This window comes from Paenibacillus tritici (assembly GCF_018207515.1).
GTDB classification, from domain to species: Bacteria; Bacillota; Bacilli; order Paenibacillales; family Paenibacillaceae; genus Paenibacillus_AQ; species Paenibacillus_AQ tritici.
Window position 1 is genome coordinate 448,485 of sequence record NZ_CP073365.1, and the last position, 25,835, is coordinate 474,319.

Below are 25,835 nucleotides of genomic sequence, written 5' to 3' on the forward strand. Positions count from 1 at the left end.
GTATAATGTTATTGCGGAGAACGCTTTCAACGATTCTTGCCAGATCCTTTCACGGAAAGGGTCCAGTAAAGGGTAAACCTGCCGAAAGACAGGGGCACAAAGTCTCGGATCTAAAGTAGAAATACTATGATGGCCGGACTGCCTGGGGACGCGAAAATTCTAGGAGGAGATTTCTTGGATATGTCCAACCAGGGGAATGACGAGCTGCAGGCAGTTGATCTGGATTTAGAATGGGTGTACTTGCTGATGTCTGCCAAGCAGGCGGGTATTCAGGCGGAGGAAATCCGCCGGTTTTTCAGCGAGAAGGCGCTCCAGGCGATGTAGGACGGTCACTTATTGTACGGATACATACAGAAAAGGGCACAGCGAACCGGTCGCTGTGTCCTTTTCTGTGTCCCGGCAGGGCTGGAGACCTGCTCCGCCAGCTTCAACGTCTTTAATTGTCCTTTTGATCCATACGCCATTTCTGGTAATCGAGAAATTCCTTGAATTCACGTTTGCTTATTCCTGAGGCCATCGCTTCCTGTACCAACCGGAACCATTCTCCATCCAGCGCCGGTTCTTCAGTCTCCGCATGTCCGCCATACAGTAATGCGTGAACGGATACCTGAAGCGCATCGGCAATTTTTTCGATAAATTGAATGGAGGGGTTGGATTGGATATTCCGTTCCACATTACTGAGGTATGATTTCGCCACATCAGCCTTATCCGCAAGCTCGGACAAAGAATACCCCTTCTCCAGCCGGAGCCTGTGGATGCGGCTTCCCATAGTATCTGACACGATTACAACGCCCTCCGTACTTTTGTTAAAAGATAAGAATTTATATGCTTCGCGCTATACATTATCCTTATCTTTCTCGCTGTAACGGTACCGCCCCTTAGAAGGACGGCAAAGCCGTTTTCACTTGTCAGTATAACAAAAATCTGTAAAACGAACAAAAGTCATTGAACAGAGAAGGGAGCGCGACAAAACGGCATACCCCGCCCGGATGAGGGAGGATATGCCGTTTGGATATAGAAGGCTCCGGGTTACTTGGTTTCTCCCAGACCCTGCAGCGCATCGAATGTCCAGTTCAGGGATAAGCTGTCGCCCTGGAAGATGTTCTGATCCTGGCTGTTGTCCACGAATTCAAAGGCTACCTTGAAGGTTTTGGACTGGGCGGCGGCAATGCCCCCGGGTACTGCCCCCATGGCTACGAGGTCGTAGCTGGCGATATTCTTCAGATTCTTCAGGGAGACTTCGGAGAGGACATATCCGCTGGTGGAGCCGCCGGTATAAGTATCCTTGAGGAGCTTAACCTTGAAGTGGTCTCCGAGATCCTGTCCGGCGTTATCCCCCAGCGAATCGGTCACGGTGTAACTGGTGGCAAGCTTGAGGAATTTGATATCCAGTGTGCCGTCATTCGATAAGGTGAAGGTGCGGACGGTGTAGTCTCCCGGCTTCAGATTCGTCAGGGCTACCGGTGTATTGAAGGAAGAGCCGAGCTTCAGCGTGCCTGCGGCGAAGGTTGCCGTGCTGGTTGTAGTGGAGCTGAAGTAAGCGAAGGTCCCCCCTCCGATTAAAGACAACCCCAGTGCTGCCGATGCTACGCCAAGACCCAACGTTTTTTTGATACCCATTATTCATTTCCTCCTCGGTTATATTATTGATATTGGTCATTAGGAATTCACTGGCTGTGTCTTACTTCAGGGAGCCTGCTTCCTGGTTAGCTTCGAAATTCAAGGTCAAGGCCAGCGTATCGCCCTGATAGTAGTTCTGCGGCTGCAGGGTTTCCTTGAAGGCGAATTGGATGGTCAGGTTATCCGAGGTGCCCGCCTTAATGCCGGACTTCTCACCGCCCAGGATAGCACCGACAATTCCCCGGGCTACCAGATCGGGACTCTGATTCTCCAGATCAGCCAGGGAGATGACTAGAAGCGGCGATTCTTTTTTATCCTTGTTGACGAGGAAGGTCACAATAATATCATCCTTGAAATTATGCGAGCCGTTGTCTCCCTGGGCATCTGTAATAAGAGAGGAGGTGCGCAGGATCACCTTGGGAATATTGAGCGTCCCGTCATTTTTCAATTTGAAATCTCTTAGAATGGAGTCTCCCGGCTTGAGGTTGCTGAGATTAACAATGACGGAGGGGTCTGATTTCAGTGATAAAGTTCCGTTGTTAAAAGAAGCTGAGGTGGTGGATGTGCTGCTGAAGTAAGCGAAGGTACCCCCGCCGACCAGGGTTAATCCTAAGGCTGCCGATACAACGCCGAGACCTAATGTTTTTTTGACGTTCATTTGTTCATCCCTCTCTTATGGTTCTGTGTGGTGCATAGCCTGTGCTTCCGGGAGACTATATTGTGGCTCCGCGTTTCGTAAACGGGAGAGGACAATCGGTTCAGGGTATAAGGTCGGACAGGGGGTCAGGCCCGCTGGTCCCGCCCGGTTGCGCATTCTTGTTCTCCAGTGCCGCCACGGCCTTCCAGGAAGAATACAGGGCATAGAGGAGCAGGAGCAATCCAGGGATGATCATCAGCACTACACTGCCGGCTTTGGACACAGCGAAGTTCATGGCATAGCCGACATAGGGGATAGTTACGCCCGCATATTGGCCCACTACATTCGTAGAGCTGACTGCTGCGGAATCGGCTGCATCGTTATTGTCGCCCTTGGTGGTATAGCTGGCTTCCCCCAGAGCACTGTTCAGTTCTGCTTCGACAACGCGGTGGGTAATCAGAATGTTATCCGGATTCGTAAAAGTAATGACATCGCCCTTCTGGAACCGGGTCATATCTCCTCCCGGCTTAATGGCTATAACGGAGCCGGTCTGGATTCCAGGCTCCATGGAGCCGGATAATACCGTCTTGATCTGATAGCCGAAGAATGAGGGTTCACCGCCGGAGGCTTTGGAGATCACCACGGCTGTGATCAGTACCAGAAAAACCATCAATATTAGTGTGGAAGCTATTGTGCTGGCTATTTTTTGGATGCGCATATTATTCGCCGCCTTTGCTGGTATCGGATTCGGGAGACGGGGTAGCTGTGGCTGCAGCTGCAACTGCTGTTGCAGGCTGCCCGCTGTCTGGGACACTGCCGTTGAGTTCCTTATCGGGCTGATCCGCCGGATTGGCTTCCGGGAGAAGGGTCTCAGGCGCCGAAGTGGTTGATGGATTAACCGCCGGAGTAACAGCCGGAACGATCGTCGGAGCGGTAAACTCTGCTTCCGGCGACGCCGCTGGAAGTGGAGGTTCTCCTACTGATGGGTTCCCATCTGGCGCAGCAGATACACGCGGGGTATTCTTAGCCTGCTCCTCTGCGAGCCTCCGGGCTTCGGCGGCAGCTTCCTCCGCTTTGGCTTTTTCAAGTGCCAGCCGCTCATCTTCCTCCTTCACTGCCTTGGCTTTGTCCAGAAGGGCCGTCTTGGCTTCAGCAATCTCAGCCAGCCGTTCCTGTAGGGTGCTGACGGTGGAAGAGAGGTTATCCTTGGCGGCTGTCAATTCTGTGCCGAACTGCCCGTAAGTTGCCTGTAGCTCGGGAGATAACGCCGTACCTGCATTGTAGGCTTGGGTGATTAATGAGAGAACAGGCTCTTCCGCAGGGAATCCGTAGGTTGCTTCCCGGAGAAGTACGCGATCCGGATTGCCGGTTGGCAATGATCCGCCGATATCATGAATGGTACTGAGATAATTCACGATTCCGGTTAATGTATCTGTCAGCGACTCCGACAAAATCCCGCTTAAATGCAGGTTCTCCTGCATCTGCTCGAAGAACTGGGCGTCACGGATTTCCAGGCAGTTGGGTTCAAGGTTCACTATATATCCTCCGAGTTGTTGCAGAATGGCCGCTGCGCTGCCAATTTCCTGCAGAATTTGCTGCCAGACCGTCCCGTTGAAGCTGAGCTTTGTCCCCAGTGCGGCAATTTCGCTGCTGGCCTGAAGAAGTTGCGCCGAGATTTCACCGGTAGCCTGATCCAGCTCATCCAGTGACAGTCCGCTGGCAGTGAGGGAAGTATTGTACACTCCGCTGATGCTGTAACTGCCAAGGGTTGCCTTCAGTTCAGTAATTGTTCGGAGATGTCCGCTGAATTCGGACAACAGCTGTTCAATCTGACCCGGGAATACCGAGCAGAGCCCGATGGAGCTGATCTGCTCCTGGGTGGTATGGAACTCCCCGTAAGTACTGCCGATCTGATTCGAGGTATACATTAGAAGTACAGATACGGCCACACCGGATTGCAGAATCCGCAGGCCGAGTTTCGTAGTGTTCCGTTTGCGCCGTTTGGCAGATCTGGGGTACATAGCTAAGCCCCCTCTCAACATGCTGATTGATTGTTCGGTAGTTGTTATGCGTTGTTCATTGTTCATTGTTCATTGTTCGATGTTCGGTATTCGACATTCAGGATTCAAGAATTAACATTCAAGATTCAACATTCGTTATAATCGTTCTTAATAAAGAACATTCCCGTAATCAAATCATACACTGCCCGGCTAGAAAAAGAAAGATGTTAAATACAGCGATTTGTTCGCAATAAAGCACGAATAATTCTGATTATCTTGATGTAACTACGTATATCGCTGTTTTTCATAAATGTTCTTAATAAAGAACGGGTGATTCGGATGGAGGGTCCGGGATTTTGGCTATACCCCTCTGAGTAGCCGAAAGTGGCTAGGGGTGTGAATGAAGAGTAATAGTGCACCTGAATTGGCTGGAAGTGACTAGGGAGTGAGAATGAAGAGTAATAGTGCACTTGAATTGGCCAGAAGTGGGTGGGAGGCGTAAATGAGGAGCAGAAGTGCGCCTGAATCGGCGGAAAGTAGCTAGGGAGCGTGAATGAAGAGTAATAGTGCACTTGAATTGGCTGGAAGCGGCTAGGAGGTGGGGATGAAGAGTAATAGTGCACCTGAATTGGCTGGAAGTGGCTAGGATGCATGAATGAGGAGCAGAAGTGCACCTGAATCGGCGGAAAGTAGCTAGGAGTGAGAATGAGAGTAATAGTGCACTTGAATTGGCTGGAAGTAGGCAATACGCCGGAGCGAGAGGGGAAAATCCCTCTGAATATGGCCGAAGTAGGCGATACGCCTGAAGGAGAGGGATAAATCCCTCTGAATTGGCTGGAAGTAGGTGATACTCCGGAGGGAGAGGGAAAAATCCCTCTGAATTGGCTAGTAGTAGGCGATACGCCCAAAGGAGAGGGATAAATCCCTCAGAATCAGCCAGAAGTAGGCAATACGCCAGAATGAGAGGGAAAGATCCCTCTCATATCTACCCAGCCTATTAGACAATCCCTATATGTTAGCTTCTAGTTGGTAGTTACTGTGTATGAGCTTCTGTTCGGCACACTAGTTTATAGTGTAGTCTCACGGAAGCTTTTCCCCGCGTGAGCTGACATACAGCTCATACCATTCCTTGCGGGACAGCTCAAGCTGTTCCGCCCCTGCGCAGGCTACGATCCGCAGCGGATTCACGGTGCCGATGACAGGCATGATGGCGGCAGGGTGCGTCATCAGCCAGGCCAGCACGATGGCTTCGGCTGTCGTGCCTTTCTCGTCAGCAAGCGCCCGCACTCTGGCCGCTGTATGCACGACACTCTCCGGCTGGCCTTCCAGCGGCCGTCCGCTGAAGAGGCCCTGGGCCAGCGGCCCCCAGGCCTGGAGCTGAATGTTCTCGGCGCGGCAATACTCCATCGTGCCCTCCGGGAACGTGATGTCCTTCCACTCCTCGCGGTTGACGCTGAGTACCGCATCGACCCAACTGATTTTGGACAGGCTCATATGCAGCTGATTGACGATGAATGGCTCGTCACAATACGCTTGGAGCAGCTTGATCTGGGCAGCGCTCATGTTGGAGACGCCGAAGTGGCGTACCTTGCCTGCGGCCTTGAGCTGATGCAGGGCTTCGGCGACCTCCTCGGGATCCATCAGCGGATCGGGGCGGTGAAGCAGCAGAATATCAATATACTCTGTACCCAGCCGCGCGAGAGTTCCATCCACACTGGCTAGAATATGCTCCTTAGAGAGGTCGAAGCTATTGGAGATATCGCCTGGCTCCATCAGCTTAATGCCACATTTTGACTGCAGGATGATGTCTTCGCGCAGTCCTGGACGCTCTTGTAGGAGTTGCCCGAACACTTTCTCCGCTTTGCCCCGGGTGTAGATATCTGCATGGTCAAAAAAATTAATCCCGACCGACAACGCCGCATCCAGCGCCTCATGTCCCTGCTTCCTATTCGCGGCCGTAACCGGTTCATGATCCCAGCCGCCGCCAAGACCCATACACCCTAGGGCGATACGGCTGGCAGGGATGCCACGACGGTTAAGTGGTAACGCTCTCAACAATAGTATTCCTCCATTCTCTATCGCTCACAACTTCTGAGTACCCCGGAATTCGGTACGTGACGTTGAAATTCTGCATTTCGTCAGAATCCGGTATGGTACTTCTTGTCGCTGGAGGAGCGGTGCTTCGTGCTCTCTTTATCCTTCTCCTCTTGCTGCTCTAATGTCAGGTCCTCTACGGGGATCGGATCTACATTCTGCTCACTTTCGTCCAAATCGAACAAGCTGGGGTTGTCCGTAGGATATTGCTCCGGGTGATCGCGGTTGTCTCTAATCGGCTTTTTGTCATCGCTCATCTTGGACTCACTTCCCTTTCTTTCCAGAATATCCGCCGGTAAAGAGGCCCGGAATTTACGATGATTCCCGAATCCTCTACCTGCGGTTTGCTCCCTTTTAAACAGAATGCGCCCTCCTTAAACAGCTTCAACGCTGGAAGCTGCGATACTGGGGCAACAAGCGGCAGGAACAAGCTGACCCAACAAACCAAGTAAACAAAAAGAAACAAACAAACAAATAAAGCCAACAAGCGAACCTAATTAAACGTACCAACAAAGGAAATAAACAAGTGGAGGACCGTCCCGGCCACCGGTAAAGGCTGCGGGACAATCCTCCTGAGGGAGGTTTATGGATCAATTATAGGGCTGCCCTTGTCACTCATCTTCCCGGCCACAACATCGTCATACAGGCGCTTCAGCCACTTCAGCTCTGTCAGGCAGTGCTCGTATCTGCCGTACATCAGATGCAGTGACGAGCGGGGCACAAGGGAGATATGCTCCTCATACACCTGATAGGCGAAGTTCACCTGATGCTCTGCCTCGCGGATGCGTTCCTCCAGCAGCTTCGCCACCTTCTCCTGATCAATATAACGGGATAAGGCCAAGGCCATGTATAGCGGATGATAGGGCGGATCACTTTTTTTAATCTGCTGCAAAATAAGCTGTTCCATTAATTCCTTGCCTTTATCGGTAATGCGGTAGATGGTCTTGTCAGGCCGGTCCGGGCTGCGGATGACCTCCACCGTCTCAATATGTCCGCCCTCCGCCAGTTTATCTACAGCGTAGTAGAGGGAACCCATCTGCAGCTTGATGATTTGATCCATCGAGCGTTCCTTCATAACGAGAGTGATCTCGTACGGATGCATATCCCGTTCCAGCAGCAGTCCCAGGATCAGCAGCTTCATGGACATAGCGTTAGCTCTGCCCGGAAGCCGGCTGGTTGGCCTTCTTCGACGGGCTTATCAGACGATCCTTAGGCATCATTAGAACAAAAACTACGGTAAGCACGGCAGGAACGATGGCCCACATGAAGGTTTGTGAGATCGAAGAAGATAATGAATTCGTGATTTTCTCCAGTATGGGCGGCGGAATCTGCGCTCTCGCTTCGGGAGTCAGCGCGGAACGCGGATCGCCGAAGGAAGAGGCCTGAGCGCCGTCTCCGAAGGCCGTGCTAAGCTCCGAGGTGAAGCTGTTGCGCTGGATAATGCCGAAGATCGTAATTCCCAGCGTCATCCCGAGTGAGCGCATGAAGGTGCTGGTTGAGGTGGCCGAACCGCGCTGGCGCATATCGAAATGGTGAATGGAAGACAAGCTGAGTACGGAGAAGGAGAAGCCGACTCCGAAGCCGGTCAGGGCCATGAATGCATTAAGCGATAAACGGGAAGTCTCAGGTGTCAGTGTGCTGAGCGAGTAGATTCCGGCCACGAAGCAGACTGCCGACAGCAGCATAATATTGCGGAAGCTCGTCTTCGTGGTCAGCAGGCCGCCGGACTGGCTGCCGATGACTGTACCGATCATCATCGGCATCAGGATCAGACCGGAGTTAGTGGCGGAGCCGCCGTATACCCCCTGGACGTATATTGGAATATACACCGTCGCTACGATAAACGCAGAGCCGTAGAATAATCCGAGTATACTGCTGGTCGCGAACAGGCGCTGGCGGAACATGTCGAACGAGATGACCGGCTCAGCTGCACGCTGCTCGATGAAGATGAAGGCAAGCAGGAGGACGGCGAAGGCGGCAAATAATCCGAGAATGGCCGCTGAATCCCAGGCATACTGGTTGCCGCCAAGCTCCAGGGCAAACATCAGGCAGATAATCCCTGCCACCAGAGTGAAGGCACCGCCCCAGTCAATGCGCTGCTTGGAATGAGAGATGGATTCCTTGTAGGAAGACATAATGAACACGAACGAGACAATACCGATCGGCAGGTTGATATAGAAAATCCAGTGCCAGCTCACATATTCGGTGATATAGGCGCCAAGCAGAGGACCGATCACGCTGGAAATTCCGAAGACTGCACCGAATAGTCCGGTGAGCTTGCCTCTTTTCTCAGGCGGGAAGATATCGAATACAATCGTGAAGGCAATCGGCATCAGGGCACCGCCGCCAATCCCTTGAATCGCACGGTAAATACTGAGCTGGGTGATACTGGCCGCCGTTCCGCACAGCGCAGAGCCGATCAGGAACACGATAAGCCCGAAGATGAAAAACCGCTTGCGCCCGTACATATCGGACAATTTACCGAAGATCGGGGTACCGGCCATAACCATGACCATATACGCAGAGGTGACCCAGACGATTTTGTCCAGTCCCCCCAGATCGGAGACAATCGTACCCATGGCCGAGGCTACAATGGTATTGTCCATCGCAGACATCAGGATGCCGAGCAGGAGTCCGGCGATGACGAGCTTGAGGTTGCTTTCTTTGGTGTGCATGTTGTAGCTCCTTTATATTTAGAATTCATGATGAGTCCTTATTATATTCAAATTTGAATAGGGTGGCAATCATTTTTTTGCAGGGATTGATTCGTACTTAACATCATAGAGGCAACACCTCTTCTACTTGGTATTCCTTATCGGCCAGTCCTTTATTCCTTCTCTATGGAGTGGACCGGGTGATGGATGGGAAATATAGAGGAGTATGCAATGATGTCTTGACATACCCATGGGGGGTATATTATATTGGTGTAGAGGAGGCTGATTCCTGTGTCGACAAAAGAGAAGGAACCTGCTGGACATGATTGCGGCGGTGATGATTGTCATTCTTCCGCTTCCGGTGTGCGCAAGAGCCATCATTCCCCGGAATTCAAGAATGGATTGACTACCCGGCTGAACCGGATTGAAGGGCAGATCCGCGGGGTTAAAGGTATGATTGAACGCGACACCTACTGCGATGATGTGCTGAATCAGCTTGCGGCGGTGCAGGCGGCTCTGAATAGTGTCGGCAGGCTGCTGCTTGAAGGCCATATGAAGAGCTGTATTATTGAACGGATCGAGGCCGGTGAGCATGAGGTGATCGACGAGCTGCTGGTTACAGTGAATAAGCTGATGAAATAAAGGTGGGGCCTGGAGATATGGAACTCTGAAAATATTGAATAGTTCAAGTTCTCCAGGCGTAGTGCGGTAGGAAGAAGGAAGAAACAAAGAAACAAACAAACATGAGTCTGATTGTACTTAGTGCAATAGAATCCGTGCTGATTTATCCGGCATCTGTTGTACAAATTACAATCAAGCACAGCCATCCCTTCCTCGCGTATCAATCTATATAGCTGTCGAATAGGAACACCAATTAAGCGTATACCAACAACAATTAGGAGGGTAATCAAATGTCGAATGTAACATTGAAGGTTGAAGGAATGTCTTGCGGTCATTGTGTAAGTTCTGTGGAGAAGGCTGTGAGTGGCGTGGGTGCAGCTGCGAAGGTAGATCTGCCGGCGAAGACGGTAGCAGTTGAATTTGACGAGAATACAGTAAGCCTGGATACCATCAAGGCCGCGATCGAAGATCAGGGCTACGATGTAGTGTAAGCACGGCTAAACTTAGCTAAGCTAGCTGTAATGCAAGGGCTTGGTGCCGGGAATCCTGGAGAAGGGGGACTGGCGCCAATGCCTTTTATTTTAAAGATAAACATACCCCTTAGGGGTATTAGGAGGTGCGTGAGATGGAAAAGAGTGCAGATTCTGCCCAGAAGCAGGCCACGCTGCAGATTACAGGAATGACCTGCTCTGCTTGTGCGACGCGGATAGAGAAGGGATTGTCCCGTATGGAGGGGGTATCCCGGGCGAATGTTAATCTGGCGCTGGAGCAGGCTACGGTCGGGTATGATCCGGCGGTTGCGGATATGCCGCAGATTGAAGAGAAGATCCGTTCTCTTGGCTACGATACGCTGAAGGAGTCGGCGGATTTCGATATTACCGGAATGACCTGTGCGGCTTGCTCGTCACGGATTGAAAAGGTGCTGGGACGGATGCCGGGGATTGCCGCTGTCAATGTGAACCTGGCGCTGGAGACCGCACATGTGGAGTACTCGCCGGGTAATATCAGTACTGCCGAGATTATGGATAAGGTGAGCAGCATCGGTTACAAGGCGGCCCTCAAGCAGGACCGCAAGGATATCGCCGGACAACGCAGAGAGGAGATTACGCGCAAGCGCAATAATTGGATGATCTCCGCCCTGCTGTCTTTGCCGCTGCTCTGGGCTATGGCTGGCCATTTCTCCTTCACTACCTGGATCTGGACGCCGGAGCTATTCATGAATCCCTGGTTCCAGCTGGTGCTGGCGACCCCGGTACAGTTCATAATCGGCTGGCAGTTCTATGTCGGCGCTTATAAGGCACTTAAGAACGGCAGCGCCAATATGGATGTGCTGGTGGTACTAGGCACCTCAGCCGCTTATTTCTACAGTCTGTACCTGACGGTGGATTCCTTGAGCATGAGTGGTATGCACCATACGGTGGAGCTGTACTTCGAGACCAGCGCGGTTCTGATTACATTGATCCTCGTAGGCAAGTGGTTCGAGGCGCTGGCCAAAGGGCGTTCATCGGATGCAATCCGCAGCCTGATGGGGCTTCAGGCCAAGACTGCGCTGGTGCTGCGTGACGGTGCGGAGCTGAACATCCCCGTAGAGGATGTAGTCATCGGAGACATCGTGCTGGTGAAGCCCGGCACGAAGGTTCCTGTAGACGGTGAAGTGGTAGAGGGACTGTCCTCAGTCGATGAATCCATGCTCACCGGTGAGAGCATCCCGGTGGAGAAGAAGCCGGGTGACTCCGTGATCGGAGCGACGCTGAACAAGAACGGCATGCTGCGGGTCAAAGCCCGCAAGGTCGGCCGTGATACGGCACTGGCACAGATCATTAGAGTAGTGGAAGAAGCCCAGGGCTCCAAGGCGCCGATTCAGCGGGTCGCCGATGTCATCTCCGGCATCTTCGTGCCGATTGTTGTCGGCATTGCCGCTGTAACCTTCGTGATCTGGTATCTCTGGGCGGCACCCGGACAGTTCGCCGAGGCCCTGGAGAAAGCTATCGCAGTGCTAGTTATTGCCTGTCCGTGTGCACTTGGGCTGGCAACCCCGACCTCTATTATGGCCGGGTCCGGCCGGGCCGCTGAGTTCGGTATCCTGTTCAAGGGTGGACATCATCTGGAGGCTGCACAGGGCGTCAAGGTAGTTGTAGTGGATAAGACGGGAACGGTGACCAACGGTAAGCCGGTGCTGACCGATATTATAGCGACTGCAGGAAATGAGACACAGGGCAGAGTGCTTGCTGAGAACCGTCTGCTGTCGATTACAGCGGCTGCGGAGAAGCTCTCGGAGCATCCGCTGGCAGATGCCATTGTGGCGGGTGCACAGGGCAGAGGCATTGATCTTCCGCCTGCCGAGCAGTTCGAGGCTGTGCCGGGCCGCGGCGTGTCGGCTGTCGTAGACGGCCGGAAGGTAAGCGTAGGCACGCGGCGGATGATGATAGAGAACGGGCTGGATATTGAAGCCTGGACCGGGATCATGACCCGGCTTGAGCATGAGGGCAAAACAGCGATGCTGATCTCTGTGGAGGATGCGGTAGCGGGAGTAGTGGCAGTGGCGGACACGATCAAGGAAACCTCGCGCGCAGCCGTAGCCAGATTGCAGGACATGGGCATCGAAGTCATAATGATTACCGGAGACAACAAAATTACGGCTCAGGCTATTGCGGAACAGGCGGGCATCCGCACGGTGCTGGCAGAGGTGCTGCCGGAGGGCAAGGCAGCCGAGATCCGCAGACTGCAGGAAGGCGGAGTCAAGGTCGCCATGGTCGGCGACGGCATCAACGATGCACCGGCACTGGCGACAGCAGATACGGGGATGGCTATCGGCACGGGTACGGATGTGGCGATGGAGGCGGCGGATATTACGCTGATGCGCGGCGACCTGATGAGTATCCCTGATGCCATTCTGATGAGCCGCAAAACCATGCGCAACATCAAGCAGAATCTGTTCTGGGCGCTTGCTTACAATACCATTGGAATCCCCATTGCTGCGCTGGGCTTCCTGGCCCCTTGGCTGGCCGGAGCCGCGATGGCCTTCAGCTCCGTATCTGTGGTGCTGAATGCGCTGCGGTTGCAGCGCGTTAAGCTGTAAGAATCATAAGACCTGCCGGGGCCGGGGTGTTTCCGGACGGAAGACGGGCAAACTAAAGAATCGCCGGGCGTAATTGCCGGCGGTTCTTTGAGTTATTTGAGGGAATAAGAAAGACTGGAGGAAAGTAGGGAGAGGGAAGAGGGGAGAGGAGAAGGTGAGAAAGTGAGAAAGTATGAAAGAAAATGAAAAGTAGAAAATTTTAAAATTAAGATGTTAGGAATAGTCAATTAGGCAAAAGGAGATCCACCCCAGTAGCCAACTATACGGGATCTAAGGGATAAATCCCCTTGAATCCGCCGGAAGCAGGCGATGTGCGGAAATGAGAGGGAGAAATCCCTCTGATTCCTCCAGAAGCAGGCGATGTGATGAAATGAGAGGTATAAATCCCATTGAATCCGCCGGAAGCAGGCGATGTCATGGAATGAGAGGTATAAATCCCTCTGAATCCGCCAGAAGCAGGCGTTGCGATGAAATGAAAGGGATAAATCCCATTGAATCCGCCGGAAGTAGGCATTGTGATGGAATGAGAGGGATAAATCCCTCTGAATCCGCCAGAAGCAGGCGTTGCGATGAAATGAAAGGGATAAATCCCATTGAATCCGCCGGAAGTAGGCATTGTGCTGGAATGAGGGGGATAAATCCCATTGAATCTCACCAAAAGCTGGCGATACGAAAAATGAAGAGCAAAGTACACTTGAATGCTCCAGATGTTGGCCGAAGGAGGGACTGAGGAGCATTAATAGTTAGTGTTCTTGATTTCATCAGGCGCTCCCCCGGGGCAGCCGCCTAAGCCTAACAGTTGGCTTAGACTCCAGCCTGATTCACCTGTTTAGGTGATTTCCCTCCTTATGTCAGCCTTGTACCCTGCTTGTTCCGCCCCCGGGCTCCTCCCTTATACCGCCCCAGCCAATTCGTACCGACTACCCCGGCGATGATCAGGAATGATCCGATCCAGTGATAGACCGTAATCTTTTCCTCCAGGAAAAGTGCGCCGGCCACCATGGATACGATGGTGGAGAGGTTGGTGAATACGCTCATGAGCGAGGCTTCGATTTTGGATAAAATATAGGTGGAGGTCAGCGTGGTGACCAGGGAGGCGATAACGCCCAGATAGACAGCCGACAGGATAAAGGTTCCGCTCTTCAGCGGGCTCAGAAAATCCCCGAGGGTGCCGCTGGCGGTATGCCCGGTGAGCGACAGGATCAGGAAGGTGGCGAAGCCGATTCCCATCATCAGGTAGCTAAGCTCAGCGGGACTGAAGTGGCTGGAGAGTGACCGGGCCAGCACGCTGTAGCCAGCGAAAGCCAGACAGGTCAGGAACAACAGCACAATCCCGGTCATATTGGACAGCTCAATGCGGCTCCCTTTCATGACGAAGATAAATACAACGCCAAATACCGACAGGAAAATACATAGCTTTTGCAGCAGAGTTGTCTTCTCCTTCAGGAATATAGAGGCGATAATCATCGTCACCACCGGAGTAAACGAATAGAGAATTCCACCCTCGGCTGAGGTTGCACGCTGAAGTCCAAATACCTGGAGGGTGAAAAAGCCCAGCGGGTACATGGCTGCCAGCAGCAGTGCCCGGCCGATCGGCTTGCCCCGGTAGGAGATTTTGACCCAGCCGAAGGCGACGGGAACCGACATGACGGCAAAGGAGGCGGCGAAACGGTAAGTTAGAGTATCCAGCGGTCCGGCATGAACCAGAGCCACCTTGGTGAACAGGAATGAGAAGCCGATAATGAACGCATTAAGTACGGCGAAGCTGTAGGCCAGCTTAAGTCCTTGCTGCTGCATGGGTGCATCTCCTTTGGGTTAAGTGTTACTTTAAAATTAAAGGGAAATGACCGGTCCAACAATACCAGCTTTCTGCGACTGTACCGGTACAAATTGCTTATTCCAGTATCATGAGGGAAGAATAATAAGGTAACATGAACAACAGGATACGGAAGTCACAGGGAAAGTGTAAGTGACAGTGACAGCGAACGGAGGCAGGCGATGAACAGGTATCACTGGGTAATCACCGAAATGGAGAAGCGGATGAAGGAAGGGCAATACCGCCCGGGGGATAAGCTGCCATCTGTGCGCAGTGCGGCGGAATTGTACGGCTGCAGTGTCAGCACTATTTTGCGGGCTTACGGGGAGCTGGAGAGAACACATACGATCTATTCTATTCCGCAGAGCGGCTATTATATGGTGGAGAAGGCGGAAGACCCGGGGGCTGCCGCGAGCGGCGGGAAGATCGACTTCGCTTCGGCTTCACCGGACCTGAACGTATTTCCTTATCTGGACTTCCAGCATTGCCTGAACAAAGCGATTGACCAGTACAAATACAACCTGTTCACCTATGGTGATTCTCTAGGGCTGGATACGCTGCGCCGCACCCTGGTGTCTCATTTGGCGGAGTATCAGGTGTTTGCGGGGCAGGAGCGGATTCTGATTACCTCGGGGATTCAGCAGGCGCTGGAGATTCTGGCCAGGATGCCGTTCCCAAGCGGCAGGACAGAGATTCTAGTGGAACAGCCGGGTTATGACATTTATCAGCGGTATCTGGAGGCGGAGGGACTGTCTGTCAGCGGAATCGCACGGTCGGCGGCGGGGATTAACCTGGAGGAGCTGGAGGAGCGGTTCGCCAGCGGGAGATTCAAATTCTTTTACACTATGCCCAGGTATCATAATCCGCTCGGGACCTCCTACAGCACAGAGCAGCGCAGAGCCATTGCCGGACTGGCGGCCAGATACGATGTCTATATTGCGGAAGATGATTACATGGCGGATCTGGGGATCGGCCGGCGTTATGACCCTATCTATGCGTATGATCAGACCTCACATGTCATCTATCTGAAAAGCTTCTCCAAAATCATCTTCCCGGGCCTCCGGCTGGGTGCGGTTGTGGTGCCGGAGCCGCTGCTGGAGACCTTCCGCTCTTATAAGGGATACACGGATACCTCGCTGCTCTCGCAGGCTGCGCTTGAGGTATACATCAAGAATGGCATGTACGGGCATCACCGGCACAAGATAAAGGCCATGTACGCCAAAAGAATCCGGGCGGTATATGAGGCGCTCGGGCGGCATAATACGAAAGGCTTAGTAGAGCCTTCTGCGGACAGCTCCGGCACCTATATCCAGTTCAAGCTGCCGGTAACCGTGAATCTGGAACGTCTGGTCAAGCGGCTGGGCGGGCGGAAGATCAGTGTGGTGTCCGGCAACAGCTTTTATCTGCCCGCCTGGAAGTCCCGGGAGAAATTCATACGCATCAGTATTTCCCGCGCCGGAATGGATCAGATTGATGAGGGAATTGAGGCCGTTATCCAGGAGGTAGAGCGCGGGAGCGGGTGGTAGAGCAGAAGCAAATGTCTCCTGTTGTCTGAACCTTCTGATGAGATCATAATATGTCTATACACGAGTGAAGAGAGGCGATGGATTGTGAAACCTGTAAATGAAACCCTTGAACTATTGAACCGTCATACCTCTGTCCGTCAGTATCAGGACAAGCCAGTCAATGAGGAGCTGCTGGCGGCCATTATCGGAGCGGGCCAGATGGCTTCAACCTCCAGCACTGTCCAGGCCTACACAGTGATTGCCGTGACGGAGCCGGACCTGAAGGCGCAGTTGTCCAAGCTGTCCGGCAATCAGGCTTATATTGAGCAGTGTCCGGTGTTCCTGGTCTGGTGTGCCGATCTATACCGTCTGCGGGAAGCAGCGGCCCCTCATTTGCAAGGAACCCCATCCTATGAGGACACGACAGAGAACCTGATCGTAGCTACAGTCGATGTGGCGCTCGCCGCACAGAATGCAGCCGTCGCCGCTGAATCGCTGGGTCTTGGCATCGTATATATTGGCGGAATCCGCAACGAGATCGCTGATGTATCGGAGCTGCTGAACCTCCCTGAGCTGGTCTACCCGGTATTCGGCATGTGCCTCGGTTATCCGGCTGCTGTGAACGGCATCCGTCCGCGGCTGCCGCAGGCGGCGGTGCTGCATCATAACGGCTATCAGGCGGCAGCGGCGGTAGATCAGGCCAAGGTGTATGACGGTATCTCCAGAGACTATATGCGCCAGCGGACCGGCGGACAGAGCGAGATCTCGTGGTCTGAGATGATGGCCAAACGCCAGGCCCAGCCCTCGCGGATGCACATGAAGGAATTCCTGCTTAGCAAGGGATTCATGCAGAGGTAGGGAATAAGTAAGGCCTTCTCCGGAGTCTGTGGGAGAGGCCTTTTTTGATTGGAGGCGAGTGGGCCGAATGTATGCGGAAAACCGAACACAATCGGGCTGGAGCGGGTGAGTGGGCCGAATGTACGCGGAAAACCGAATACAATCGGTCTGGAGCGGGCGAGTGGGCCGAATGTATGCGGAAAACCGAATACAATCGGTCTGGAGCGGATGCGTGGGCCGAATGTACGCGAAAAAATATTGCTTAACGAGAAATTTTGCGTGTTGCGCAAATTTTTAGATCGTGCTAAAATCTGGTCAGAGGTTGGATTTCGCTGGACGCCAACACCCGGGCCCGGAATCGCGCCGTAGCCTAATTCCCTCTTCCGCTCCGCGGCTGTTTCTGCTGTGGATGATCTTGAAATGATAGATTGGAGAAGGAGGAGAATGGTATGGTACAGGTAGATGGGCAAGAGACAAAGGTGGCTGCACGTTTGACGCACAAGGTATTCTTCGAACGCGATGATATTGACTTCACGTTCCAGTGGCTGCTGTCGTTCGCACACTGCGGCGGCGTGGCACAGGGGGAATTATTCAAGCTGGCGCGGCAGATCGACCCGAACTCTATTACCAGCTGGAAGAATGAATTCGAGCAGGAAGCGGCCAAGGTGGAGGCAACCGCAGAACAAAGTCTGAAGAAGGGCCATCTGATCAGCGCCAGTGAGGCATTTATACGTGCCCACTCGTACTACAGAGCAGCTTTCTATGGAACTTTTCCCGGCGAACCGGATTTCGCGCGGTATCACGGCAAAAGTGTGGAATGCTTCCGCAAGGCGCTTGATGCGAAGTCTGAGCAGATTCCCCATGAGTGGGTCGAGGTGGAATACAAGGGGTACAAGTTCCCGGGCTGCTTCCTGAAGGCGGAACACGGTAATGCGCCTAAGCCAACGATTATTTTCCATAACGGCGGGGAAACGCACAAGGAAGATACCTATTTTCTCGGAGGGCAAGCGGCTATTGACCGGGGATACAACGCGCTGATCGTAGATCTTCCTTATGATGTATGTGTCAGATTCTATGAGCCTGAGGCGACAGCCCGGAACTTCCCGCGCGAGGAGCTGCATAATGTCTACAGAGCCACCACGGATTTTGTTCTGGCCCGTCCGGATGTGGACCCTGAGCGGCTGGTGGTCAGCGGCATGAGCTATGGTGGGGCCAAGACGATGGTGCATGCCAGCTGTGACGACCGCTTCGCAGCGGCAGTGCCCAACTCACCGGTGTACTCCATGGCGTCCTTCATTGAACGCGGCATGCCTTCGTTTCTCCGGGGCAGTGCAGAAGAAGCGGCGGAGCATACTAAGAAAATGCCATACACCGGCCAGGTCCTGTTCGCCGGATCGGCTTGGTCGCACGGCTTCGACAGTATTGCCGAGTGGTATCATGTAGCCAGGGAAGCCATCGAAGTGGACCCGAAGGACGTCAAATGTCCCCTGCTCTCCATGTATTCTGAAGCGGAGCATCCTGAGATGCAGCGGCAGGCGAGAGACACTTACGAGAAGGCTCCGAACAAGAAGAACGCGATCTTCAAGGGGACGGAAGAGGATGGTGCCGACCTGCATTGCCAGCTGAACAATTTGCCGCTCAGCTACCAGGTGATGTTTGACTGGCTGGACGAGGTTCTGGATTATAACATTCAGCTACAGACGGCGCAGTAAACGATTCTGCAGGATGATATCGGATCTGTGGTGCTGTGATTGCAGCGCCGCAGATCTTTGACTACATATAAGGATTGGAGCAATAGAGTGCCATGATGACTGAGAAACCGGGCTTGAGAGAACGCAAGAAAGAAGAGACCAGGCGGACGCTAAGCGATGTAGCATGTAGTCTAGCCATGGAGAGAGGGGCCAGTCAGGTCCGGGTGGAGGATATTGCCGCAGCCGCCAATGTCTCCATGCGGACATTCAATAATTATTTTGCCTCCAAAGAGGCCGCAATGGTTGGCAATGCGTATCAACGTTCCGAGCGGATAGCGGCTGCCCTTGCCGGCCGTCCTTCAGGTGAACCGCTTCAGGACTCGATCCGCGCCGCTGTGATTGATGGATTCGCTGAGACTACAGACCGGCAGTGGTATGCACGCATCGTCCTCCTCCGCGATGATCCGGCATTATTCGGTGCGACGCGCAAGGTGGAGATCGAGATTGAGCAGGAGCTCGCCAAGGTGATCGCGGAACGTACACATAAGGATGTGAAGCTTGATCTTTACCCGACCTTGTTGGCCTCGCTGCTCATGGCGGCGATACGCGCAGCGGTCTTCCATTGGGTAAGTGCACCTCCCGGGGGACAGACACTGCAGAATACGCTGGATCAGGCGATCCAGCAGTTGAGGTTTGAGTAATATGCACACGGAGACGCTCCTGCTACGATAACGGAATCGTGGACAGGGGCGCCTTGTTTAATTATAAGAATTTATATGTTTCACATGATACATTAGCCTTCTATTTCTCGCTGAAACGAATGCCGTCCTTTAAAAGAACGGCAAAGCCGTTTCCACTTGTTGCCGGGTGACAGTTGTCACTTTGAATCAATGACAGTCCATACTGATGTTCCTCTCCGGTCTCCGGTACTATAGCCATATAGCCAAGAGGGCAGAAGGACACGGAGGGATACACGATGGAACATGTCATTGAAATGAAGAATGTCAGCCGCAGCTTCCAGGAGAAGCAAGCAGTGAAGCAGGTGAGCTTCAGCATTAGCCGCGGCTCGATCACAGCGGTGCTTGGCCCTAACGGAGCAGGCAAAACTACCACCTTGGCAATGCTGCTGGGGTTGCTTGAGCCCTCGGAGGGAAGCGTGAAGGTCTTCGGTCTTCCGCCGACCGACGTCAAGGTGAAGCAGCGGACCGGAGCCATGCTCCAGGAGGTCAGTGTCATGGACCGGCTGAAGGTCCGGGAGATTCTGGCCCTGATCCGCAGCTATTATCCGCAGCCCATGGAGATGGAGGTGCTGCTTCAGGCGACGGGGCTGGGGGCGGCGTATCTGAACCACTATGCGGAGAAGCTCTCCGGCGGGCAAAAGCGCAGTCTCAGCTTCGCGCTGGCGCTGGCGGGCAACCCGGATCTGCTGTTTTTTGATGAGCCGACGGTGGGGTTGGATACGACAGCGCGGCGGCATTTCTGGGAGAGGGTGCGGGGACTGGCCTATCAGGGGAAGACGATTCTGTTCAGCACCCATTATCTTCAGGAGGCGGAGGATATCGCGGACCGGATTCTGCTGTTCAGCCGGGGAAGCCTGGTGGCGGACGGAAGTCCCGGGGAGATCAAGGCGAGGATTGTGAAGAAGTCACTGTCCTTCCTGCCCATCGGCGATCCGCAGCTTCTGCGCAGACAATTGCTGGAGCTTCCAGCCGTGGAAGCCTGCACCGAGAAGGACGGACGGCTGCATGTGACGACAGGGAATACGGATGAGGCGCTGCGGGCTATTTTTGTGAGCGGGCTTGCGGTGCAGGATGTGCAGATCGACAAGGGGAAGCTGGATGAAGCGTTCGAGCAGCTGACCTTGAAGCAAGAGGGGGCGGCGGTATGATGAAACCCATGATGGCCCAGTGCCGTGCAGAGCTGCTGCGGATTATCCGCAATCCTTATTATGTGTTCTGGTCGCTGCTGATGCCGATAATGTTCTATTTCATCTTCACCAGAGTGGTGAATACAGGGACGGAGGATACCGGACAGTGGCAGGCGCATTATCTGATGTCGATGGCGGCCTTCAGCGTGATGGGCTCGGCGATTATGACCCTCGGCATCCGGCTGGTGCAGGAGCAGACGCAGGGCTGGAATACGTTTATCCGGATTACCCCGCTGCCGTCTTCGGTTTATTTTCTCGGCAAAATGTTCGGTCAGAGCGTGATGCATCTGTTCTCGATTCTGTGTATTTTCTCAGCAGGCTATCTGATCAACGGGGTATCGCTGAGCGCAGCTGAATGGCTGTTCAGCGGATTGTGGCTGCTCGCCGGTTCTGTGCCTTTTCTGGCACTGGGTACGATTATTGGCTCGATGAAGCGGGTGGATACGGCAAGCGGGGTGAGCAATGTGCTCTATATGGGGCTGGCGGTGGCTGGAGGGATGTGGATGCCCCTGGATATTATGCCTGCACTCATGCAAAAAATCGGCCGCTGGCTGCCTTCCTACAATTACGGGGATGGAGCTTGGGCCATTGTGAACGGAGGGTCCCCGCAGTGGAGGGCGGTGGTGGTGCTGCTCGGTTACCTGGCTGTATTTATGATATTATCGGTCTATATCCGAAAAAAACAGGAAGCGGTGTAATGTACAATGGCACGTAAGCAGTTCCGGTTCTTTCCGCAAAGATTCGGCTTCTTCCCCTATATCTGGCTGATCTATCTGGTGTTTCCGGTCCTTAACCTTAAGGGGTATAGCGGGTTCAAGCTGATGGCGGGTTATGCGCTGGTCCTGCTGTTTCTGGTGACTTACCGTCAGCTCTACTGGCAGGAGGGCAAAGCCTTCTCCGCTTGGCTGGGTCTGCAAATACTGATCATCGTAGTGCTGTTTATCCTGTACAGTCCCTACAATTTGTATATGGGCTTCTTCACCAGCAATTTTATCGGATGGTATAGCGATTCACGCCGGTTTTGGCGGGCCTTGACGGTGTTTGCGGGGGTGCTGATCGCATTGATCCTGCTGTCTTTGGCCCATATTCAGGGCACAGAGATCCTGTTCCTGCTGCCCTTTATCATGATGATGCTGGTCACTCCCTTCGGTATCCGCTCGATGAACCGCCGGCGTCTGCTGGAGCGGGAGCTGGACCAGGCCAATGAGGTAATCAGGCAGATGGTCAAACGCGAGGAACGGATGCGCATCGCCCGGGATCTGCATGACACCATGGGGCATACCCTCTCGCTGATTACGCTGAAAAGCCAGCTGGTAGAGAAGCTGGTCGTCAAGAATCCCGAACGGGCGCAGGCCGAAGCCAGAGAGATTGAGCGGACCTCACGGGCGGCGCTGCGCCAGGTGCGGGAGCTGGTGTCGGAGATGCGCGCAGTCTCTGTCGCTGAAGAGCTGGCAGAAGCAGCGGAGATGCTGCGCAGTGCGGAGATTGCGCTGGAGGTAGACGGGGATGCGGCGCTGCCGGGTGTATCTGATCTGACGCAGAATATTCTCAGCCTCTGCATTAAGGAGGCTATCACGAATATTGTGAAGCACAGCGGCGCGGACCGGTGCCGGATTGGCATCGGAATGACAGCCGGAGAGGTACGGATCACGGTGGAGGATAACGGAGTGGGACTCGGGCAGGACCGGGGGGCGGAGGAAGCGGAGCGGCAAGGCGGCAACGGCATGAAGGGGATGGCCGAGCGGCTGTCGCTGATTGACGGTTCACTCACGCTTGCTTCCAGGGCCGGCGGGGGAACGCTGCTGACTGTGGTCACACCTAGAGTAGTTAAGGATGGGAAGGATGGGGAAACGGGATGATCAGCATCATAATTGCCGAAGATCAGCGGCTGCTGCGCGGCGCAATGGCATCGCTGCTCGATCTGGAGGATGATATTGAGGTGGCAGGTGAAGCCGGGGACGGGGCAGAGGCACTGGCCTTGATCGAACGTCTTCAGCCGGATGTGTGTCTGATGGATATTGAAATGCCGCTGATGAGCGGCCTGGAGGTGGCGGAGATCCTGAAATCGCGGGGCTGCGCCACCAAGATTATTATCCTGACCACCTTCGCCCGTCCCGGATATTTCGAGCGTGGGGTGAAGGCGGGGATTCAGGGGTATCTGCTGAAGGATGAGCCGGTGGACAAGCTGGCGGAGGCCATCCGCCGCGTGATGGCCGGTGGGCGGGAGGTGTCGCCCGAGCTGGTGTTCGGCAGCCTGCGGGAAGAGAATCCGCTGACGGACCGGGAGCGGGAGATTCTGAAACTTGCCGCAGCGGGCCGTAGCGCCGGTGAGATCGCCTCGGCGCTCCACCTCTCCTATGGCACCGTCCGCAACTACATCTCCGAGATTCTCGGCAAGCTGCAGGTCGGAAGCCGGATCGAAGCCGTGCGGCTGGCGGAGGAGAAGGGTTGGATGTAGGGAGGGAAGTGAAGGTAAGCGAAGGTAAGCGAAGGTAAGTAGAGTGAGTGCGGGTAAGTGTAGGTAGTGCTGGTAGTGCAGTGAGAGTAGTGAATGCAGTGAGTGCTGGTAGTGCAAGTGAGAGTAGTGAGTGTAAGTAATTGCAGTAAGTGCAGGTAGTGCAGTGAGAGTAGTGAGTGCAGTGAGTGCAGTAAGTGGAGGTCAGTGCAGATAGTGCTGGTAGTGCAGTGAGAGTAGTAAGTGCAGTAAGTACAGTAAGTGCAGTGCAGTGAGTGCGGGTAAGTGTAGTGAGCGCAAGTGCTGGTGAGTGTACTAGGTGCGGGATGGATGTGTGGACGACGGATGGATGGTTGGGTGGATGTGCGGATGTGTAAGGTGCGGGGAATAAGGGGTTCCAGTACATACGGTATACTTAATTGCACTCCATACAACTAAATCGTCTGATGGATCACTAATGATCCCTATAGCTGCATTTCGTACAACTAAATTGCTATTTATAGCCTGATATTACTCATTCGGGCAGATTTAGTTGTACAGACTACAGTTATAGGAGGCGAGCGATTCTTTTTATTGTTTTTAAATGTACAGAATACAACTACACGGGCGAAGTGGTTCGCAACTTACATTACACGACCTGAGTTGTTCTAGCCCATTGTATTTACTACAACAGATGCTTCCTAAATCCGCCGCAAATTTGAATCTAATGCACTTCGTACAGCAGAAATCTGCGAAGAAGGCTTTTTGGGGCCCAAGAACAGAAATCTGCTGTATGAAATACAGCAGAATTGAATATGGCCGGGAGTATTACGGATTCTATTGTAGTAAATACAATCAGCTAGAAATAGGTTGCTGCAAAAGCGCAGAAGAGTTGTACAGCAATGAGCGCGGCGGAGGCAGCACGCAACGAGCCCAGCAGGCGAAGAGCCTGCTAACTCAGGCTCTTCGCCTGCTCCTCGCGCATCCACAGCGAGAGCTGGCGCTTGAGCTGGAGGAACTCGGGCGCGTCGGTAATCTCATCGCGGCGCGGACGCGGGAAGGGCACCTCCACGGTGTGGAGGACGGAGCCGGGACGCCCGGAGAAGACGTAGATGCGGCTGGAGAGCAGCAGCGCTTCTTCGATGTTGTGGGTGATGAACAGCACGGAGCGGCGGTTCTCCTCCCACAGCTCCAGCAGCCAGCGCTGCATCTGTTCACGGGTCAGCGCGTCGAGTGCGCTGAACGGCTCATCGAGCAGCATCAGCTCCTGCGGCGCGAGCATGGCCCGCAGGAAGGCGGCCCGCTGCTGCATGCCGCCGGACAGCATGTGCGGGTAAGCGCGTTCGAAGCCGCCCAGGCCGACCTTCGCCAGCCAGTGGCGCGCGGCTTCGCGGGCTTCCTGCAGCGGGGCGCCTTGCAGCTCGGCGCCGAGCACGACGTTGTCCAGGGTGCTGCGCCACGGGAACAGCGCGGGCTGCTGCGGCATGTAGCTGATCTTGCCGCGCTGCCCGGTAACCGGGAGGCCGTTCATGCTGACGGTTCCGCTATCCGGCAGCGTCAGACCGCCGATGATGTGGAACAGGGTGCTTTTGCCACAGCCGGAAGGACCGACAATGGAGACGAATTCCTGCGGCTCTACCGTCAGGGACACCTTCTCCAGCACTTGCGTCTCCCGGCGGCGGTGTGTGAATGATTTGGAGATGCCGCTGACTTCCAGCGCGGGCGGCGCACTCCGGATCTCCCCAAGGCTGCTGCCGGGACCGTTCGTCTTCAGGTGTTGGGTATTCATGAGATGAGACACTTCGGTCAGCTCCTTCTATATATTGTTATCGACTGCGTTAAATCTCCTTGCGCGGCTTCCAGCGCACGAGCCATTTCTCCAGCAGGGCAATGAGCGCGAACAGCACCAGACTCAGGAGAACGATGATGACGATGGCTACGAACATCCGGTCCGTACGGTAGGATGCCTTTTGCAGCAGCATATAGTAGCCGATGCCTTTGTCTGCGCCGATCCACTCGGCAACTACCGCGCCCATAACAGCATAGGTGGCGGAGATTTTGAGGCCCGAGAACAGGGAGGGCAGAGAGCCGGGAAGCTCCAGCTTGGTGAAGATCTGCCACTTGCCGGCCCCGGCCATCTTCATATAATTCATCATGACCCGGTCGCTTTGGGCGAGTCCGCCCATGGCGGCAACGGCTACGGGGAAGAAGCAGACGAGGGTGATCAGGATGATTTTGGGCAGGAGGCCGAAGCCGAACCAGATAATCAGCAGCGGACCAAGGGCGATGGAGGGCACATTCTGACTGAGGATCAGCAGCGGATAGATCGCTCTTCGGAGCCAGGGCAGCAGATGCAGCAGCAGGGCGGTAAGCAGGCCGATGCCGGTGCCTACCGGGAAGCCAATCAGGGTCAGCCGCAGCGTGGCAGCCGTGTGCGCCCAGATTCCCGAGGCGTTGCCCTGCGATTCACGCGCGATATCCGAGGGGCTTGGCAGCTGCCAGGCCGGGATATGGAATACCGATACAGCCACTTGCCATGCGCCCAGAAAAAAGATGACCGCCACAAGGGGCGGCCAGATTTGTCTCCAGGTGCTTCTCACGGCCGGTATTTCTCCGTCAGCTTGTCCATACTGATGCCGCCCGGGTTATGGGCGATCTTGATCTGGGAGATCACACTCGGGCTGCCGGAGGCGACCAGCGCCTCATGCATCTGACGCACAATATCCAGCAGTTCGGACAGCTCGCCTTCCATGGTGGTCTCCAGCGGATTCACCTGATGCTTGACCCCCGACTTCTGAATAACCTCAATCGCCGTGTCCACGTAAGGGATCGAATCCTCATTGTTTGGAGTCTTGGGAATTACCTGAATGCTAAGCAGTGTATTAGCCATTATTATTCATTCCTCTCATGTGAGTTAGTG

At 54.2% G+C, this 25,835-nt stretch carries 26 protein-coding genes and 1 riboswitch; of the genes, 12 read left to right on the forward strand and 14 right to left on the reverse strand.

Annotated features, from left to right (window positions below):
• Positions 1–61 precede the first annotated feature (61 nt).
• Positions 62–146: riboswitch (cyclic di-GMP riboswitch) on the forward strand.
• A 28-nt stretch (positions 147–174) separates the two neighbouring features.
• A complete protein-coding gene (locus KDC22_RS02015) occupies positions 175–324 on the forward strand; it encodes an anti-repressor SinI family protein (protein WP_425516986.1) in 150 nt (49 codons plus the stop codon).
• A 112-nt stretch (positions 325–436) separates the two neighbouring features.
• Here the strand turns inward: KDC22_RS02015 and KDC22_RS02020 are convergent, their stop codons facing one another.
• The 9 genes from KDC22_RS02020 to KDC22_RS02060 form a co-directional block, all read right to left on the reverse strand.
• Positions 437–769 carry a helix-turn-helix domain-containing protein gene (locus KDC22_RS02020; protein WP_173135748.1) on the reverse strand — a complete coding sequence of 111 codons (333 nt, stop codon included), beginning with the start codon at positions 767–769 and terminating at the stop codon, positions 437–439.
• Between the two features lie 260 nt (positions 770–1,029).
• Positions 1,030–1,620, reverse strand: a complete 591-nt coding sequence (locus tag KDC22_RS02025) for a TasA family protein (protein WP_211721914.1) — start codon at positions 1,618–1,620, stop codon at positions 1,030–1,032.
• A gap of 61 nt (positions 1,621–1,681) precedes the next feature.
• Entirely contained in the window at positions 1,682–2,278 is a 597-nt protein-coding gene (locus tag KDC22_RS02030; protein ID WP_173134994.1) for a TasA family protein, read from the reverse strand.
• A gap of 100 nt (positions 2,279–2,378) precedes the next feature.
• Positions 2,379–2,975 (reverse strand): signal peptidase I SipW, encoded by a 597-nt coding sequence (gene sipW, locus KDC22_RS02035; RefSeq protein ID WP_211721915.1) that lies wholly within the window; start codon positions 2,973–2,975, stop codon positions 2,379–2,381.
• A 1-nt stretch (position 2,976) separates the two neighbouring features.
• Positions 2,977–4,278: a hypothetical protein gene (locus KDC22_RS02040; protein ID WP_211721916.1), complete on the reverse strand. Its 1,302-nt coding sequence runs from the start codon at positions 4,276–4,278 to the stop codon at positions 2,977–2,979.
• Positions 4,279–5,337: 1,059 nt separating this feature from the next.
• Positions 5,338–6,315: an aldo/keto reductase gene (locus KDC22_RS02045; protein WP_425516987.1), complete on the reverse strand. Its 978-nt coding sequence runs from the start codon at positions 6,313–6,315 to the stop codon at positions 5,338–5,340.
• An 80-nt stretch (positions 6,316–6,395) separates the two neighbouring features.
• Entirely contained in the window at positions 6,396–6,608 is a 213-nt protein-coding gene (locus KDC22_RS02050) for a hypothetical protein (protein ID WP_173134985.1), read from the reverse strand.
• Between the two features lie 326 nt (positions 6,609–6,934).
• On the reverse strand, positions 6,935–7,498 hold the full coding sequence (locus tag KDC22_RS02055) for a PadR family transcriptional regulator (protein WP_173134984.1): 564 nt from the start codon (positions 7,496–7,498) through the stop codon (positions 6,935–6,937).
• Positions 7,499–7,502: 4 nt separating this feature from the next.
• Positions 7,503–9,026, reverse strand: a complete 1,524-nt coding sequence (locus KDC22_RS02060; protein ID WP_211721918.1) for an MDR family MFS transporter — start codon at positions 9,024–9,026, stop codon at positions 7,503–7,505.
• Positions 9,027–9,296: 270 nt separating this feature from the next.
• Between KDC22_RS02060 and KDC22_RS02065 the strand changes: the two genes are divergently transcribed.
• From KDC22_RS02065 to KDC22_RS02075, 3 genes are all read left to right on the forward strand, one after another.
• Positions 9,297–9,647, forward strand: a complete 351-nt coding sequence (locus KDC22_RS02065) for a metal-sensitive transcriptional regulator (RefSeq protein ID WP_173134982.1) — start codon at positions 9,297–9,299, stop codon at positions 9,645–9,647.
• A 269-nt stretch (positions 9,648–9,916) separates the two neighbouring features.
• Positions 9,917–10,117 (forward strand): copper ion binding protein, encoded by a 201-nt coding sequence (locus KDC22_RS02070; RefSeq protein ID WP_173134969.1) that lies wholly within the window; start codon positions 9,917–9,919, stop codon positions 10,115–10,117.
• A 134-nt stretch (positions 10,118–10,251) separates the two neighbouring features.
• Complete coding sequence (locus KDC22_RS02075; RefSeq protein ID WP_173134966.1) at positions 10,252–12,705, forward strand: heavy metal translocating P-type ATPase; 2,454 nt, start codon at positions 10,252–10,254, stop codon at positions 12,703–12,705.
• Between the two features lie 259 nt (positions 12,706–12,964).
• On the opposite strand, the gene KDC22_RS02080 is transcribed toward KDC22_RS02075, so the two are convergent.
• The gene (locus tag KDC22_RS02080; protein WP_211721919.1) at positions 12,965–13,399 is read right to left on the reverse strand and encodes a hypothetical protein; all 435 of its coding nucleotides are present in this window, start codon (positions 13,397–13,399) and stop codon (positions 12,965–12,967) included.
• Positions 13,400–13,551: 152 nt separating this feature from the next.
• A complete protein-coding gene (locus KDC22_RS02085; protein WP_211721920.1) occupies positions 13,552–14,502 on the reverse strand; it encodes a DMT family transporter in 951 nt (316 codons plus the stop codon).
• A gap of 201 nt (positions 14,503–14,703) precedes the next feature.
• Between KDC22_RS02085 and KDC22_RS02090 the strand changes: the two genes are divergently transcribed.
• The 8 genes from KDC22_RS02090 to KDC22_RS02125 all read left to right on the forward strand — a co-directional run bounded on the left by KDC22_RS02090 (position 14,704) and on the right by KDC22_RS02125 (position 22,939).
• Positions 14,704–16,047, forward strand: a complete 1,344-nt coding sequence (locus KDC22_RS02090) for an aminotransferase-like domain-containing protein (RefSeq protein WP_211721921.1) — start codon at positions 14,704–14,706, stop codon at positions 16,045–16,047.
• Positions 16,048–16,131: 84 nt separating this feature from the next.
• Positions 16,132–16,884, forward strand: coding sequence for an oxygen-insensitive NADPH nitroreductase (nfsA, locus tag KDC22_RS02095; protein ID WP_173134955.1), 753 nt, complete (start codon positions 16,132–16,134; stop codon positions 16,882–16,884).
• Between the two features lie 428 nt (positions 16,885–17,312).
• Positions 17,313–18,575 (forward strand): alpha/beta hydrolase family protein, encoded by a 1,263-nt coding sequence (locus KDC22_RS02100; protein ID WP_211721922.1) that lies wholly within the window; start codon positions 17,313–17,315, stop codon positions 18,573–18,575.
• Between the two features lie 92 nt (positions 18,576–18,667).
• The gene (locus tag KDC22_RS02105) at positions 18,668–19,255 is read left to right on the forward strand and encodes a TetR/AcrR family transcriptional regulator (protein ID WP_211721923.1); all 588 of its coding nucleotides are present in this window, start codon (positions 18,668–18,670) and stop codon (positions 19,253–19,255) included.
• Between the two features lie 275 nt (positions 19,256–19,530).
• A complete protein-coding gene (locus tag KDC22_RS02110) occupies positions 19,531–20,442 on the forward strand; it encodes an ABC transporter ATP-binding protein (protein ID WP_211721924.1) in 912 nt (303 codons plus the stop codon).
• Entirely contained in the window at positions 20,442–21,179 is a 738-nt protein-coding gene (locus tag KDC22_RS02115) for an ABC transporter permease (RefSeq protein WP_211723861.1), read from the forward strand. Before KDC22_RS02110 ends, KDC22_RS02115 begins: the two co-directional genes overlap by 1 nt.
• A gap of 6 nt (positions 21,180–21,185) precedes the next feature.
• Positions 21,186–22,340 (forward strand): sensor histidine kinase, encoded by a 1,155-nt coding sequence (locus KDC22_RS02120; protein ID WP_211721925.1) that lies wholly within the window; start codon positions 21,186–21,188, stop codon positions 22,338–22,340.
• Positions 22,337–22,939: a response regulator transcription factor gene (locus tag KDC22_RS02125; protein WP_211721926.1), complete on the forward strand. Its 603-nt coding sequence runs from the start codon at positions 22,337–22,339 to the stop codon at positions 22,937–22,939. Before KDC22_RS02120 ends, KDC22_RS02125 begins: the two co-directional genes overlap by 4 nt.
• 928 nt (positions 22,940–23,867) lie before the next feature.
• On the opposite strand, the gene KDC22_RS02130 is transcribed toward KDC22_RS02125, so the two are convergent.
• The 3 genes from KDC22_RS02130 to KDC22_RS02140 are packed head-to-tail and all read right to left on the reverse strand — an operon-like array spanning position 23,868 to position 25,805.
• A complete protein-coding gene (locus tag KDC22_RS02130; RefSeq protein WP_211721927.1) occupies positions 23,868–24,704 on the reverse strand; it encodes an ABC transporter ATP-binding protein in 837 nt (278 codons plus the stop codon).
• A gap of 49 nt (positions 24,705–24,753) precedes the next feature.
• Entirely contained in the window at positions 24,754–25,515 is a 762-nt protein-coding gene (locus KDC22_RS02135) for an ABC transporter permease (RefSeq protein WP_211721928.1), read from the reverse strand.
• Positions 25,512–25,805 (reverse strand): thiamine-binding protein, encoded by a 294-nt coding sequence (locus KDC22_RS02140; protein WP_173134931.1) that lies wholly within the window; start codon positions 25,803–25,805, stop codon positions 25,512–25,514. The genes KDC22_RS02135 and KDC22_RS02140 overlap by 4 nt, the downstream gene beginning before the upstream one ends.
• Between the last annotated feature and the right edge of the window lie 30 nt (positions 25,806–25,835).

What these genes read in the sequence shown, in the direction of transcription:
- KDC22_RS02030 (WP_173134994.1), bottom strand. Translation starts at nt 2,278, where the DNA reads ATGAACGTCAAAAAAACATTAGGTCTCGGCGTTGTATCGGCAGCCTTA.
- KDC22_RS02060 (WP_211721918.1), bottom strand. Translation starts at nt 9,026, where the DNA reads ATGCACACCAAAGAAAGCAACCTCAAGCTCGTCATCGCCGGACTCCTG.
- KDC22_RS02090 (WP_211721921.1), top strand. Translation starts at nt 14,704, where the DNA reads ATGAACAGGTATCACTGGGTAATCACCGAAATGGAGAAGCGGATGAAG.
- KDC22_RS02050 (WP_173134985.1), bottom strand. Translation starts at nt 6,608, where the DNA reads ATGAGCGATGACAAAAAGCCGATTAGAGACAACCGCGATCACCCGGAG.
- KDC22_RS02105 (WP_211721923.1), top strand. Translation starts at nt 18,668, where the DNA reads ATGATGACTGAGAAACCGGGCTTGAGAGAACGCAAGAAAGAAGAGACC.
- KDC22_RS02130 (WP_211721927.1), bottom strand. Translation starts at nt 24,704, where the DNA reads ATGAATACCCAACACCTGAAGACGAACGGTCCCGGCAGCAGCCTTGGG.
- KDC22_RS02115 (WP_211723861.1), top strand. Translation starts at nt 20,442, where the DNA reads ATGAAACCCATGATGGCCCAGTGCCGTGCAGAGCTGCTGCGGATTATC.
- KDC22_RS02100 (WP_211721922.1), top strand. Translation starts at nt 17,313, where the DNA reads ATGGTACAGGTAGATGGGCAAGAGACAAAGGTGGCTGCACGTTTGACG.
- KDC22_RS02020 (WP_173135748.1), bottom strand. Translation starts at nt 769, where the DNA reads ATGGGAAGCCGCATCCACAGGCTCCGGCTGGAGAAGGGGTATTCTTTG.
- KDC22_RS02075 (WP_173134966.1), top strand. Translation starts at nt 10,252, where the DNA reads ATGGAAAAGAGTGCAGATTCTGCCCAGAAGCAGGCCACGCTGCAGATT.
- KDC22_RS02125 (WP_211721926.1), top strand. Translation starts at nt 22,337, where the DNA reads ATGATCAGCATCATAATTGCCGAAGATCAGCGGCTGCTGCGCGGCGCA.
- KDC22_RS02070 (WP_173134969.1), top strand. Translation starts at nt 9,917, where the DNA reads ATGTCGAATGTAACATTGAAGGTTGAAGGAATGTCTTGCGGTCATTGT.
- KDC22_RS02110 (WP_211721924.1), top strand. Translation starts at nt 19,531, where the DNA reads ATGGAACATGTCATTGAAATGAAGAATGTCAGCCGCAGCTTCCAGGAG.
- KDC22_RS02025 (WP_211721914.1), bottom strand. Translation starts at nt 1,620, where the DNA reads ATGGGTATCAAAAAAACGTTGGGTCTTGGCGTAGCATCGGCAGCACTG.
- KDC22_RS02120 (WP_211721925.1), top strand. Translation starts at nt 21,186, where the DNA reads ATGGCACGTAAGCAGTTCCGGTTCTTTCCGCAAAGATTCGGCTTCTTC.
- KDC22_RS02055 (WP_173134984.1), bottom strand. Translation starts at nt 7,498, where the DNA reads ATGTCCATGAAGCTGCTGATCCTGGGACTGCTGCTGGAACGGGATATG.
- KDC22_RS02140 (WP_173134931.1), bottom strand. Translation starts at nt 25,805, where the DNA reads ATGGCTAATACACTGCTTAGCATTCAGGTAATTCCCAAGACTCCAAAC.
- KDC22_RS02040 (WP_211721916.1), bottom strand. Translation starts at nt 4,278, where the DNA reads ATGTACCCCAGATCTGCCAAACGGCGCAAACGGAACACTACGAAACTC.
- KDC22_RS02085 (WP_211721920.1), bottom strand. Translation starts at nt 14,502, where the DNA reads ATGCAGCAGCAAGGACTTAAGCTGGCCTACAGCTTCGCCGTACTTAAT.
- sipW (WP_211721915.1), bottom strand. Translation starts at nt 2,975, where the DNA reads ATGCGCATCCAAAAAATAGCCAGCACAATAGCTTCCACACTAATATTG.